The organism is Chitinophaga arvensicola (assembly GCF_900110835.1).
Lineage (GTDB): Bacteria > Bacteroidota > Bacteroidia > Chitinophagales > Chitinophagaceae > Chitinophaga > Chitinophaga arvensicola.
Genome location: NZ_FOJG01000002.1, coordinates 3,687,509 through 3,701,980 on the forward strand (window position 1 = coordinate 3,687,509; position 14,472 = coordinate 3,701,980).

Sequence of the window (14,472 nt, forward strand, 5' to 3'; positions counted from 1 at the left end):
TTATGAAAAAGATATTTTACCTGGCAATACTACTCTTTGCGGTATCCTTTCAATCTGCCAGGGCTCAGAGCGGGCTTGCCGGTACCAATTACCAGGCGGTGGCGCGTAATACGAATGGCACTGTTCTTAACAACCAGGCGTTGACAGTTCGCTTTTCTGTACTTGGCGGTTCTGCCGCCGGCCCTGTGCAATACCAGGAAACGCAGGAGGCCACCACCAACAGTGTGGGTTTGTTTACATTACAAATAGGTAAGGGAACTCCATTAACGGGCACTTATAGCGGCGTACCATGGGCTAACGCCAACCAATATCTGAAAGTAGAAGTATCTATAAATGGCAGCAACTTCTCTGAGTTGGGTACATCCCAGTTAATGAGTGTGCCTTATGCATTATTTGCGGCAAATGGTAATCCGGGGCCGGCAGGTGCGAAGGGAGATGCCGGACCAGCAGGTGCGCCAGGTCCCAAGGGAGATCCGGGGGCGATTGGACCAGCAGGTATACCGGGGGTAAAAGGAGATGTGGGACCAGCAGGACCGGTGGGTGCGCAGGGTGTTAAAGGTGATCCGGGAGCAGTAGGACCGGCAGGTGTACAAGGCGCCAAAGGTGATGCAGGACCAGCAGGTATCCAGGGTGTAAAGGGGGATCCCGGCGCAGTAGGACCGGCAGGTGTACAAGGTGCGAAAGGTGATCCGGGTGCAGTAGGGCCAGCAGGCGTTCAAGGTGCAAAAGGTGATGCAGGTGCAGCAGGACCAATCGGACCTGTGGGACCAGCGGGGATACAAGGTGCAAAAGGAGATGCTGGTGTAGCAGGACCAATCGGACCTGTGGGACCAGCGGGGATACAAGGTGTAAAAGGTGATGCAGGCGTAGCAGGACCAATCGGACCTGTGGGGCCAGCGGGGATACAAGGTGCAAAAGGAGATGCTGGTGTAGCAGGACCAATCGGACCTGTGGGACCAGCGGGGATACAAGGTGCAAAAGGAGATGCAGGCGTAGCAGGACCAATCGGACCTGTGGGACCAACGGGGATACAAGGTGCAAAAGGAGATGCAGGTGTAGCAGGACCAATCGGACCAGCCGGGCCAGCGGGGATACAAGGTGCAAAAGGAGATGCTGGTGTAGCAGGACCAGCGGGCATACCGGGACCTATTGGTCCGGCAGGTCCGCAGGGTATACAGGGGCCGGCAGGCAATATCAATGGAATATCTGCAGGTGGGGATTTATCGGGTACCTATCCTAATCCATTGATTGGAAACGGTAAGGTGACACTGGCTAAAATTGCAGCGGGTGTGATTCCTACAACGCTGCCTCCTAATGGCCCCGCGACCGGGGATCTGAGCGGTAATTATCCGGCACCTACGGTGGCAAAATTACAAGGTAAACCTATCAGTAATGTGGCGCCGGTAGCGGGTCAGATACTTAAATACGATGGCGCACAATGGTTGGCCGGGCCAGCTTCTGCCGGAGGATTCACCATTCCTTTTGTGACCACCGAAAACAACGCTGCTACTCTTTTCAGTATTACAAATGATGGTGATGGCACTTCCGTGGAAGGTGTCAATAATACTACTACTTCCAGCATTGCGGCGGTACGCGGAATAGTTTCCTCTACTGCACCTGGTGGTTTTTCATCGGCAGTAAGAGGTATCAATAATGGCACCGGTGGATTAGGAATAGGTGTATGGGGCTCTCAGAACGGCTCTGGCTGGGGAGTGTATGGTGTAACGCCGAATGGTCTTGGCGTGTATGGCAACTCTTCCGCATCAGGCACGGGCGTGTATGCGAATAGCAATTCCGGCACGGGTTTAACCGCCACCAGTAACAACGGTATACCTGCCAGTATTTCTATTTTCAACAACTCTAATAACAACATTGCTCTTAACGTGAATACTGTTGGTAATGGAGATGTAGTTGCTGTAAGTACTACTGGAAACGGCGATGGTGTAACTTCCAGCAGTGCCGGTGGAACGGGTGTACGTGGCAGCACCGCTGTGCAAACTGCGGCGGGAGTGATAGGTAGTAATACCGCCAATGGGGAAGCCGTAGTAGGCTTAACTACCAGCGATATTGCAGGTTCCGTGGTGGGCCGCAATGATGGTGGCGGTTACGGGGTTCGGGGATTTGTGGCTACCAGTACTGCCGGCACCGGTATCGGCGTATATGGCCAGATTGGTATAAATAGCAGTACCGGTAGCTCCGGACGATTTGAAAATAACAATACGGCCAACTCGGTGGATAACATGGTGGCCTATACGAATAGCCTGGGTGATCCGGGAGATGTTGGTGCAGGGGCTGCCGGCGCATTCGAGGTAGATAATACTAACTCCGTGGCTCCTGCTGTGAAAGCAAAGGTGAATACCATCTTTGGCAATTTCGGAGCATCCGGCGTTTATGCTGAATCGGCGGGAACAGGCGGTTCTGCGGGATTATTCTATTCATCCAATACTACTGGTAATGGTAATACCCTGGTAGCTATCAATAATGGTAATGGTAAAGGTATTGTGGCCAATGTAAAAAAAGATGGTAACGCGATAGAAGCCAATGTTAATGGCACGGGTAAGGCAATATATGGCTGGGTGCCGAGCTTCGGTACTGGCCAGGCAGCGGATTTTGAAAACTTCAATGAAACAAATACCAACACTGTAGTTACTGCCAAAACAACTGGTAATGGTACTGCAGGGTATTTTGAAGTAGATAAAACTCTTGGTACTTCACCGGCAGTGCATGGCAAGGTAAATTCACAGTTTGCCAACTTTGGTACTGCGGGCATTTATGGTGAATCGGCCGGTACTGGTGGATTTGGTGGATTATTTTATGCATCGAACACATCGGGAAATGGTCCTGCGCTGGTAGCCATCGCGAAGGGTAATGGGAATGGTATTACTGCCAATGCTACCAACGCGGGTGATGGTGTGGAGAGTACCGTAAACGGTACTGGAAACGCATTTTATGGCTGGGTACCCAATTTTGGTACTGGTCGTGCCGGCCGATTCGTGAATTTTAATACCGCGAATACGACGGAAGCCCTACTGGTAGAGACTCACAGCGCAGGTAACCTGGCTGTTTTTAAAAGCGGTAACCCGGGAACAGTGAATGTGGCCAGGATCAATTCAGCAGGAAAGGGTTTTTTTAATGGAGGAGTGCAGGGAAGTGGCGCTGACGTGGCGGAATCATTTGCCGTAAACGGTGATCGTGCAACTTATGAGCCAGGAGATGTGCTGGTAATTGCTACTCATTCTGACCGGATGGTAGAAAGATCAGCGGAGCCTTATTCTACATTGGTTGCCGGAGTATTTGCCACCAAACCGGGTGTATTACTGACGGAGCAGGATGTGGATGCTGATCTTTCATCTGAAGTGCCAATGGGCGTAGTTGGTGTAATTCCGACCAAAGTTTGCAATGAAAATGGCGTGATTCACCGGGGTGATTTATTGGTTACTTCAAGTAAAGCAGGTTACGCCATGAAAGCCGATCCGGATAAAGTAAAACCCGGACAGGTGATTGGTAAGGCGTTACAGGAGTTTAGCGGGGATGCCGGAAAAATCAAAGTGTTGGTGAACGTAAAATAACTGAATCGCAGATGGTGAGGGGCAGGCATCCGGCAGGGTGTCTGCCCTTTTTGTTTCCGGGGTATCCGGTTGGGGAAGAAAAGGAGGCAACAGAAGGACGGATACGTACGGAGCTGGCGATGTAATAGTAAAAGGCAACGCATTATCTGATCGGAAAATTTCCTGGGATGGGATTAGCAGAACAGCGGTATATAGCTACCAGGAGGCCTGAGTTAGCAGTGAAGTGGCAGCGCCGTAGCGGCTTCTTGAGCGGAAGCAACAGCAGTATATGCTATATTCTGAACTGATGGTACAATGGCAGCAATGCATGTGATTATAAGATAGCTCTCCGGGGAGAGGGGGATTAAGCGACTGCATAGACCTGAGCTGGCAAAGGAGGCAATAAACAGCAGTTATAAACACAAAAAGGCAAACAGCTCCAAAAGGAACTGTTTGCCGAATATATTGAGTTGCCTGTTAAGGCTATAACTAGATTCTGAAGTGAGAGAAAGCTTTGTTCGCTTCTGCCATACGGTGAGTATCTTCTTTCTTCTTGAACGCTGCGCCTTCACCTTTGCTTGCTGCTACGATTTCATTCGCCAGCTTGTCAGCCATGCTCTTACCGTTTCTTTCGCCGGCGAAACGTACTAACCATTTGATGCTCAGGGAGATCTTTCTGTCAGGACGAACCTCAGCAGGGATCTGGAAGGTAGCACCACCGATACGACGGCTTCTAACTTCAACACCTGGAGTAACGTTAGTTAATGCTTTTCTCCAAACCTCGTAACCGTTTTCACCGGTCATCTGGCTTACCTTATCCACAGCATCGTAGAAAATTTTATAGGCAATGCTCTTTTTTCCTTGTTCCATAACGTTATTAACGAAGCGGGTTACCAGCTTGTCATTAAACCTAGGATCCGGAGCCAGAGGCAATTTCTTTGCAGCTTGCTTTCTCATTTATTGAAAATTACGACTATTTATAATTATTATTTTTTAGCCTTTTCCTTTTTAGTACCATATTTGGAACGGCTCTGCTTTCTGTCTTTCACACCTGCAGTATCCAGGGAACCGCGAACGATGTGGTAACGAACACCTGGTAAATCTTTTACCCTTCCACCACGGATCAGTACGATAGAGTGCTCCTGCAAGTTGTGACCTTCACCAGGGATATAGGCAATCACCTCAACTTTATTGGTTAAACGCACTTTCGCTACTTTACGCAGAGCGGAGTTCGGTTTCTTAGGCGTGGTAGTGTATACACGAGTACAAACGCCACGACGCTGAGGGCAGCTATCTAATGCCCTGGACTTAGACTTAGCCCGGATAATTTCTCTTCCTTTTCTTACTAATTGTTGTATAGTAGGCATTCTTTACCTAGTTTTTTTATGTCGGTTTACAATGACATCCAAATTCCCCACAAAGGGATTTTGGGACGGCAAAGGTAAAACTATATGTGTGAATAACAAAATTGTTTCGAAAATATTTTTGCCGGAATGATTTCCTGTTTAAACAGGGAAAGGTCTTATTATTCTGGTAGCAGCTCAGGATTACCAAAAACCGGATTGCAAAGGTATGATATCCGTTAGAAACTACCATAAAAAAATAGGGCCTTTTTATTGGCCCTATTTTTATCTCCTTAATAATATATAAAGCATTTATTTCTTGTCTATTATGTAATTCCAGTGACGGGTATCCGTAGTTCTGCCGGTGCGGATATCGTCCAGGCGTTGTATTACTTCTGCTCCCACCTCATACCTGGAAGTATCCAGCTTGATGTGGTTATCGAGGTAATCCAGCTGTTCTACATAGGCTACACTGGAGGCAGTACCGGTTCCGAATACTTCCCGGAGGGTGCCATTATTATAGGCGGTCACTACTTCATCTATAGAAATAGGTCTTTCCTCTATTTTAAGTCCCATGTCAGACAGTACATCCATCACGCTGGCGCGGGTGACGCCTTCGAGGATAGTGCCCTGGGTCAGGTCCGGGGTAATGGCGGTATTGCCTATAATGGCGAATACGTTCATGGTACCGCATTCCTGGAGGTATTTGTGCTCATAGCCATCTACCCAGAGAATCTGGTCATAGCCCTGTTTCTTTGCCTGCATGGTAGGATACATGGTACCGCCATAGTTACCGGCAGCTTTGGCATAACCAACGCCACCAGGGAAAGCGCGTACATATTTATCCTGTACCAGTAATTTGATAGGTTTATTAAAGTAAGGACCAGATGGGGAATTGATGATGGCGAATTTATAGGTATCAGAAGGACGTACACCGATAAATTCATCTGCAGCAATCATAAAAGGACGAAGGTAGAGGGAACAGCCTTCACCGGTAGGTACCCAGTTGCGGTCCAGGTCTATCAGTAAATCCATACCACCTATAAACAACCAGTCCGGTACCTGGGGCATACCCATTCTTTCTGCGGAGCTGTTGAAACGTTTATAGTTGTCGTATGGCCGGAAGATCATCGGATGGCCTTCGGGATCCTTATAGGCCTTAATGCCTTCAAAAATTGCCTGACCATAGTGCCAGGCCGCGTTGGAAGGACTTACAGACAGGTTCTGAAAGGGCAATATTTCCGCATTTTTCCATTCTTTCCCATCAAAATCGGCTACCAGCATATGGTCGGCATACATTTTACCAAATGCCAGATTATTGAAATCGACCTCACTCAACCTGCTCTGCGTAGTTTTGGTGACTTTGATCTTCTGAAGCGCCTCTTCCTTAACTGTTGATTTATCTACCATCATGGTTAATCAATTTTATCTCAATATTTTTACATTTCAATCGCTGTGCTCCCGAACCCTTGTCGGATCGGCAGTGCAAATAAACTGATTTTTCCCCAGTAGGGGTTTTCATATTAAATTAAACGATAATAAACATGTCGCTTGAGCAGTTCCAACTTGATCCGTACTTCCTGGCTAAAATCTTTACCCAGCCCATCATTCCCGGGAAAAGCATGCCGGCTGAGACCGCAGAAAAAGTGGTGCCCAAAGTCAAATATTTAGGAGAAAATCAAAAAAACATTGCGCTCTTCATACAAAACGAAAACGAAGCCTACTTAAACGACGAATTATTCAACCTGCTTACCAATATATTAAATGCCTGTAAACTGGGAATGCAGGATGTGTCGCTGATTAACGTGTTTTCCGCTCCTTCCCTCACCTTCCCGGACTGGCAAACAGCTGTGAAGATAGAACGGAGCATTGTATTTGGGATTGCACCGGAACAACTTGGGTTAAGCGATATTCCGTTGTACCAACTGGTCACCGTAAATGGTACCACCCTGTTATTTTCCGATGAATTATCGCTTATCGGAACTGATAAAGTACTCAAAGCCAGGCTCTGGGCCGGATTAAAACAGTTATTAGGCATTTAATACAATAAATACACTTCTCATCCGACTATATGAAATTGATATTCGCTACCAATAATCAAAACAAAGTAAAAGAGTTCCGTTCCCTGCTGGGAGATCAGTTTGAGATCATTACGCTGCTGGAAGCCGGCATCGACATAGATATTCCGGAACCACATGATACGCTGGAAGCAAATGCTACTGAAAAATCAGCGACCATTCACCGGATGACCGGTGAAAACTGTTTTGCAGAAGACACCGGTCTGGAGATCGCGGCTTTAGACGGCGCTCCGGGGGTTTTATCTGCCCGGTATGCAGGAGAGCAGAAAGAAGCAGCCGACAATATTGTAAAGGTTTTACAGGAGCTCGAAGGTAAAACAGACCGCAGCGCGCACTTCCGCACCGTTATTTCCCTGATCCTGGATGGTAAGGAATACCAGTTTGAAGGCGTAAGCAAAGGTGAAATCACCACCACTGCGAGAGGCGCCAAAGGATTTGGCTATGACCCGATATTTGTGCCCGAAGGTGAAACACGGGCTTTTGCCGAAATGGAACTGAGTGAAAAAAATAAATACAGTCACCGCGCACGGGCCTTCGAGAAATTCATCACTTTCCTGAAACAAACAACAAACGTTTAGCATCTTCCTAAAAAATAATAATGGCAAGGATTAAGATAGATTTACCGGCATCATTCCCTTTCAGTATACAAATCCCCGTACGGATCCAGGACATTAATTATGGCAACCATGTGGGCAACGACGCAATCCTGTCCATCCTGCATGAGGCGAGAATACGTTTTGTAGAAAGCCTTGGCTATAAAGAACTGGACAAAGAAGCCAATATTGGTTTTATCATGGCAGATGTAGCAGTGGCCTACAAAGGAGAAGGATTTCATGGTGATATCTTCGATGTGGCGGTAGCAGCAGGCGAATTCAATGCCTTTGGATTTGATTTGTTTTACAGCATCACCACTAAACGTAACGGTCAAACGATTACCATTGCCGCCGCTAAAACAGGTATGGTATATTTCGATTACAACATCCGTAAAGTGTCGAAACTTCCGGCCGACATGAAGGAACGCCTGGAAACAGGAAAATAAAAACAATTAACAATGGATACAACAGCATCAACAAACGCTATAGAGAAAGTGGTTACCGCGCGTCGTACCGTGAAACCCACCAGTATGAACGGTAGAAAGATTGCAGACGAAACGGTGCAGCAATTGTTGCACCTGGCCGACTGGGCGCCCACTCACGGGTATACGGAACCCTGGTATTTTGTGGTATACAGCGGTGATAAAGTACAGCAGTTTTGTGCAGATCATGCCGATATGTACAAACAGTTTACCCCCGCAGATAAATATATCTCCGGCAACTACGACAAATTGAAAAACCAGGGTAACCTGGCTTCTCATATCCTGGCCATTTGTATGAAGCGTGGCAATAACCCGAAGATACCGGCCCTGGAAGAAATTGCTGCCGTATCCTGTGCGGTGGAAAATATCTGGCTGGGCGCTACAGCCCTGGATATTGCTGCCTACTGGGGTTCAGGAGGAATGACCTACCACCCTGCGATGCAGGAATATTTTGGTTTGGGAGATGAAGACCTGGTAATGGGTTTCTTTTACCTCGGTTACTCAGACGAACCCGCGCAACCGGGAAGAAGGGTAAAGCCTTTTAATGAGAAGTTTAAGTGGATGTAAGCTTAAATCATATACAGCGCAGCTTCCGGGCTGCGCTGTTTTATTTTAACAGGTAACCATTTGCCTCTTCTGCGAAGCTGCTGATCTGTGTGGCTACCCAATGTTCATCTTTATGTAATTCTTCCGCCATGATCCTGGCTACGGCAGGGGCTATACGCAGTGCTTCCTTTGCATCCAGGAAAAGCAGGCGGGTACGACGGGCCAGGAAATCCTCGATATTACGGGCCATCTCCTCTCTCACCGCCCAAACTACCTGTGCTTTTATAATATGGTATTCCCGGCTTAATTCTTCCTGCAGATCAGGCTGCCGCGCTACCATCTGATGCAGGTGCAGTACATCGCTGCCATAGAAATACCAGGGATCTTCCCAGTTTACATTTTCTGCGGCGCCATGAATTTTAAGATGCGGGGTGTTAGTGGTTGTTTCTTTCCAGCGCTGTACTTCTTCCACTTTATCTACTACATCTTCCGCCATGCGGCGATAGGTAGTCCATTTGCCACCGATAATAGTCACCAACGCTGAGTTAGACACAATGATCTTATGACTGCGGGAGATTTCCTTCGTTTTATGTCCTTCTGCTTTTGCAGCCGCCAGCGGGCGCAAACCAGCCCATACACTGCGTACATCGGAGCGCTGGGGAGGCCTGGAGAGATATTGTCCGGCAGTACGGAGGATAAAAGCAATTTCTTCTTCGAGCGCACGGGGTTCCAGGCTAATGTGATTTACCGGTGTATCGGTAGTGCCCATCACGACTTTATTGTGCCAGGGTACCACAAATAAAACCCTGCCATCGCTGGTAGAAGGAATCATCAGGGCATTATGACCAGGCAGGAAATCGCTGTCCAGTACCAGGTGCACGCCCTGACTGGCGGCAATTGATTTGGGCGCCGCCGGATTATCCATTTCCAGCACATCATCTGCGAATACGCCTGTGGCGTTGATCACTGCGCGGGTATTAAGATATATCTCGTCTTCTCCATTCAGGGTATCCTTCACCGTTAGTCCGGTGATCTTCCCCTGCTCATCTTTTTTCAGGCTGGTTACCCGCATATAGTTTAATACGGTACCCCCATTATCGGAGATAGACTGGGCCAGGTTGATAGCCAGACGGGAATCATCAAACTGCCCGTCGTGATACAATACACCGCCAGCCAATTTATCCTGTTTGAGCGTAGACAACCGCTCCACGGTTTCTGATTTGGAAATATGTACGGACTTTCCCAGACTTAAACGACCGGCGAGCCAATCGTACATTTTGAGACCGATGGTATATTTTAAATTCTCCCAGAAATTAAAAGTAGGAATGACAAAAGCCAGGTTACGGACCAGGTGAGGGGCATTGGCAGCGAGCAATCCCCGCTCTACGCTTGCTTCCCTTACTAGCGATACATCGCCTTGTGCCAGGTAACGTACGCCTCCATGTACCAGTTTGGTGCTTTTACTGGAGGTAGATTTTGCGAAGTCCACCTGCTCCAGCAGCAGGGTTCTGTAACCTCTTGTTACTGCTTCCAGGGCCGCACCGAGGCCGGTAGCCCCTCCACCAATCACTATTATGTCCCAGGGTTCGAGATCCTTCCTTAACGAGGTAACGAGCATTTCTCTGTTCATAAGCTAGTTTTCATGGTCTGGCAATTACTTACAAAATACTGCGGAAATAGGTATTGAGCAAAAGTAAACCTACCGATTACCAAAACTTAACGGGCCAGCCGCTGAAAAGTTTTAAATTCAGGAACATTTAGGCATAAAAAATGTTCCACATAGGGATTCTTTCCCTGAAATTATATGCAGGTACACATGGCTCCCATAAATTTTGGAAAACTGCTGCAGCTCCTGCTGCTGACAGTCCTCATTGTCTTCAGCGGAGAGGCTGCAGCACAGCGTAATAAAAGTAAAAAGCCCACTGACACGCTTCACCTGGTAGCAGTAGACAGTGCCACCATCCGGAAAAATATCCAGGCACTGGCCAAAGATACCAGCAAGGTAAAAAAATCGGATACTTCCGTTGCTATACTGATTAACCGCATTGAGAATTACACCCTGATGCTGAATGACCTGATGAGTTCACTCCGGCGTGGATTTGATACTGCCAATATCAGCGCAGGGCTTCCGTTGACAGATACCTCCCTCGCCCTTATCAAATACAATATTGCCAGCTTGGGCCGTACTCCCAACATCAACGACATCTATACAAATAAAGTGATGCTGGAACAACTGCAGCGCAGGCTGAGTTCCTGGCAATCCAACCTCTTCTCCTACTCTGCTAAACTGATCAGTATCAACGACACCATTCACGCTATCCGCAATGATTCTGCCATGCGGAATGTGCCTTCGGAAGATGAACTGTATGGTTTTTACCTGGGTCAGGTCACTAACCTCGTACTTAAATTCCGGGCAGTAGACAGTGTGAATAAAGTGAATCTTGTGAAAATAGGCTTGTTACAGAACAAGGTAGCCAACCGTTATATAGAAGCCTCCAATCTCTTTGAGGACATGGACTACCGGGTAGAACAGTTTGGTGCGAATATGTTTGCACGCGACTACCGCTATCTATGGAAACCACACCGTGATAGTATCAATCCCCTTGATTTTTTCCCCGTACTAAAAGACTCTCTTCATAAAAGCACCAAAGTACTGGTCATATTTTTCTCTATACAATGGCCCGTGTTCTTCGTTTGGCTGCTACTGGCGGTGTTATTTTCCTGGTGGGTATATAACAATATCAGGCGGATCCGGCAAAACCATACAGAACAGGAAGGAGAAACCATCCTCCAACATGCCCGCTACCTGTACCGATACCCGGTAGCATGTACTATTGTGCTCATAGCCACCTTATCTTCCGTACTCTCGGTACGATATCCCATTCTTTTTACAGAAATAACCTGGGGATTGAACGCAGCTGCATTGACCTTCATCTTCAGCACACATCTCCCTAAAACACTTTTTAAAAGCTGGTTATTCCTGACAGGACTACTATTTATTTACAGCCTCAATAACCTGCTGATAGAAATCACTTATGCAGAACAATGGGGATTGTTAATCGGCGCTGTATTATCGTTCCTGTTGGGCTACCGGTTGCTAAAAGAATCGTCGCTGACAACCTTTGCGCAACCCAAATTTACACGCCCCGTACTGATGCTCTTCATGCTCACCAGTGCCTTCTCTCTGATCATGGTAATCCTGGCAAGGGTAGGTACCGCTAAAGTAATGGGCTCCAGCGCCATAGTAGGCACTGTTATGGCACTGAGCCTTTTTGTACTGGTGAAAATACTGATGGAAGCCGTATACCTGCAGGTGGAAGCCAATAAAGATTCCAGCACCTTTATTTCCTTCATGGACTACCAGGATGTACAAAGAAAACTCAGGACCTTTCTTTCTATTCTCGGATTTATTGGCTGGCTCATTATCCTTGCCCGGAATATTTATTTGTATGATGCCATTTATGATGTGATCCTCGACTTCCTGTCATCCCGCCACACCCTGGGTAACTCAGACTTTACCTTCAGCAGCGTTATCATTTTCATCGTAGTGATCTGGGTGGCCACCGTTGCCTCCCAACTGATCGCCTATATGTTCGGTAATACCGGCCAAAGCGCCAATCCCAATAAAAAAACCAAATTCGGCTCTGCGCTCCTGTTGCTAAGACTCGCCGTACTGGCCGGTGGCGTGCTACTGGCTTTCGCCGCCTCCGGTATTCCCATGGATAAATTAACTATCGTTATAGGCGCCCTTGGCGTAGGCATCGGCTTCGGCCTGCAGAATGTTGTCAATAACCTGGTATCCGGGATCATCCTTGCATTCGAAAAACCACTTGAAGTAGGAGATGTCATTGAATTAGGCTCCCGCTCAGGCGTAGTCAAAGAAATAGGCATCCGCTCCAGTAAAATCAGCGCCTACGACGGATCAGAAGTGATTGTACCCAATGGCGACCTGATCTCCCAGCAACTCGTCAACTGGACCAGGACCAACCGCTACAAAAGAGTAAGCTTTACTTTAGGCGTAGCCTATGGCAGCGATATTCAACAAGTCACCGATATTATCAAAGCAGCTTTCAAAGACCGCAAAGATATCCTGACCATTCCGGCGCCTTTCATCCAGGTAGCCGAATTTGCGGATAACTCCGTGAATTTCAAAGTCTACTTTTGGGTGGCTGACCTGGATAATGCAGGTGGACTACTCAGTGACGTGCTCACCTATATTTACTCAGCATTTAATAAAGCCGGGATCGAATTACCTTATCCACAGCGGGATTTACACCTCCGTTCGGTAGACGAAAGCGTGCTGAAAAAGTGGGATAAACCGGCTGCTGATGACGTTGTTTAAAAAAATTTATAAAAAAACGCCGTATACATTTTGAATTTTCATTTTTAAGCCGTTATCTTTGCACTCCCGTTTTGGAGCAGCAGTCGCTACGGATAGTAGTTACAGCGAACAAAAAGGAGAATAAGGCGAGGTAGCTCAGGTGGTTAGAGCGTTGGATTCATAACCCAAAGGTCTCGGGTTCAACTCCCGATCTCGCTACAGGAAAATTAAAAGGCTTTCAGCAATGCTGGAAGCCTTTTTTAATAGTTATATATCAGTTGCTTTTTTGCTGTGCTCTCTTCACACTATTTATCATAGACATTTTCAAAATCAGCTTGATCCCATAGATGCCCTTTATCCAGATTGAAACTCCCTGTTTATCATTTTGCAATAATTCACTACTCTTTTATTAATTTCAATACAATACATGCAATTATGAATAATCTTAAAAGAATAGCTTTACTGACAGGGATTGGAATCTTTTTCTGTGTAAATGGATTTGGTCAGCGATTAGCTGATGCTAACTGGCTACTAGGAAGATGGGAGCAAAAAACACCTAAGAGAACTATTTATGAAACCTGGATAAGCAATAGTGATTCCAGCTATTCCGGAAAAAGTTATCTGTTAAAAGAAAAGGATACCATTGTTTTGGAGACTGTCAGTCTACTGCAAAAAGAAGGCATTTTGTTTTATATCCCAACAGTAACAAATCAGAACAGTGGTATGCCGGTATCTTTCAAACTGACATTTGTTTCGGGCAATAAATTGGTTTTTGAGAATCCTGCACATGATTTTCCACAGAAAATAACTTACGCACTTATCTCATCAGATTCTTTATTGGCTGAGATATCCGGAACATCGAATAATAAAGAACAGATCCGACAGTTCCCGATGAAAAGAATTCTTTAGACTGAAATATCAGGTAAGTAATTAATCGCTTTTAAAGTTTGTAATAATAAAACAATTCTCTTCTTCCCGCTGCGAAAAATTAGAAAATCCCATAGAACATAAGTTCTATGGGATTTTCTAATTTTTCACCTCTCTGATTTGCTACATCTGGCAATATTCAGGAGGTCAACAAGCCGGTCACAGTGCATTTTTAGAACCTAAGAATCCATTTTATTCTGGCTGGCTAAATTCAGAACCAATAAAGCTTGTGAAAGAGAATATGTAAGACGGCAACGCATCAAATGATAAATAATTCCCCTTGACTTGATAAGAAGCAATATCACTTTCGCAGTTACTTAATAACGATAAATTTGCAGCAAATCGACGAGCTTTTGAGATATGTTTTTCTTTAACACATCGAAAACGCCAATGGAAACCCTTTGTAATAAAAATCATGAATATTCCACTCCCCGATCCTGCTACGAAGATTAAAAAGAGCTGCTGGTAATAAAAAAAGCCTTTTTTATTTTAATTTACTTTCAAAGACATCTTGCTAATCTCTCAAGCTCAACTATGGTAAGAATTCTGAATGCCGTTTTCCTTCTTTTCTCATTCGCGGCAATCTTAATATCATTTGTACTCATAATTAAAGGCGCCCAGCCATGTGGTAGCG

Annotated in this window: 11 protein-coding genes and 1 tRNA gene; 8 read left to right on the forward strand and 4 right to left on the reverse strand. The window is 46.3% G+C overall.

What is annotated here, in order from left to right:
* Positions 1-2: 2 nt before the first annotated feature.
* On the forward strand, positions 3-3,569 hold the full coding sequence (locus BMW79_RS31990; protein ID WP_089903269.1) for a collagen-like protein: 3,567 nt from the start codon (positions 3-5) through the stop codon (positions 3,567-3,569).
* A 468-nt stretch (positions 3,570-4,037) separates the two neighbouring features.
* Here the strand turns inward: BMW79_RS31990 and rpsG are convergent, their stop codons facing one another.
* The 3 genes from rpsG to BMW79_RS32005 form a co-directional block, all read right to left on the reverse strand.
* A complete protein-coding gene (rpsG, locus tag BMW79_RS31995; RefSeq protein WP_089903272.1) occupies positions 4,038-4,505 on the reverse strand; it encodes a 30S ribosomal protein S7 in 468 nt (155 codons plus the stop codon).
* Positions 4,506-4,534: 29 nt separating this feature from the next.
* Positions 4,535-4,915, reverse strand: a complete 381-nt coding sequence (gene rpsL, locus BMW79_RS32000) for a 30S ribosomal protein S12 (RefSeq protein ID WP_012789278.1) — start codon at positions 4,913-4,915, stop codon at positions 4,535-4,537.
* A 288-nt stretch (positions 4,916-5,203) separates the two neighbouring features.
* A complete protein-coding gene (locus BMW79_RS32005) occupies positions 5,204-6,304 on the reverse strand; it encodes a branched-chain amino acid aminotransferase (RefSeq protein WP_245752763.1) in 1,101 nt (366 codons plus the stop codon).
* 131 nt (positions 6,305-6,435) lie between these two features.
* Between BMW79_RS32005 and BMW79_RS32010 the strand changes: the two genes are divergently transcribed.
* From BMW79_RS32010 to BMW79_RS32025, 4 genes are read left to right on the forward strand one after another with little or no spacing between them, the layout of a single operon-like run.
* Positions 6,436-6,933, forward strand: coding sequence for a hypothetical protein (locus BMW79_RS32010; protein ID WP_089903275.1), 498 nt, complete (start codon positions 6,436-6,438; stop codon positions 6,931-6,933).
* Positions 6,934-6,962: 29 nt separating this feature from the next.
* A complete protein-coding gene (gene rdgB / locus BMW79_RS32015; protein WP_089903278.1) occupies positions 6,963-7,547 on the forward strand; it encodes an RdgB/HAM1 family non-canonical purine NTP pyrophosphatase in 585 nt (194 codons plus the stop codon).
* 20 nt (positions 7,548-7,567) lie between these two features.
* Positions 7,568-8,008, forward strand: coding sequence for an acyl-CoA thioesterase (locus tag BMW79_RS32020; RefSeq protein ID WP_089903281.1), 441 nt, complete (start codon positions 7,568-7,570; stop codon positions 8,006-8,008).
* Positions 8,009-8,020: 12 nt separating this feature from the next.
* Positions 8,021-8,611 (forward strand): nitroreductase family protein, encoded by a 591-nt coding sequence (locus BMW79_RS32025; protein WP_089903285.1) that lies wholly within the window; start codon positions 8,021-8,023, stop codon positions 8,609-8,611.
* A 40-nt stretch (positions 8,612-8,651) separates the two neighbouring features.
* Here BMW79_RS32025 and BMW79_RS32030 read toward each other — a convergent pair whose 3' ends face one another.
* Positions 8,652-10,220, reverse strand: coding sequence for a glycerol-3-phosphate dehydrogenase/oxidase (locus tag BMW79_RS32030; protein WP_089903288.1), 1,569 nt, complete (start codon positions 10,218-10,220; stop codon positions 8,652-8,654).
* A gap of 186 nt (positions 10,221-10,406) precedes the next feature.
* Here BMW79_RS32030 and BMW79_RS32035 point away from each other — a divergent pair, with 186 nt between their 5' ends.
* From BMW79_RS32035 to BMW79_RS32045, 3 genes are all read left to right on the forward strand, one after another.
* On the forward strand, positions 10,407-12,932 hold the full coding sequence (locus BMW79_RS32035; RefSeq protein ID WP_177192419.1) for a mechanosensitive ion channel family protein: 2,526 nt from the start codon (positions 10,407-10,409) through the stop codon (positions 12,930-12,932).
* 124 nt (positions 12,933-13,056) lie between these two features.
* Positions 13,057-13,130 (forward strand) — tRNA-Met (locus BMW79_RS32040).
* 216 nt (positions 13,131-13,346) lie between these two features.
* Entirely contained in the window at positions 13,347-13,820 is a 474-nt protein-coding gene (locus tag BMW79_RS32045; protein ID WP_089903294.1) for a DUF6265 family protein, read from the forward strand.
* Positions 13,821-14,472: the final 652 nt, after the last annotated feature.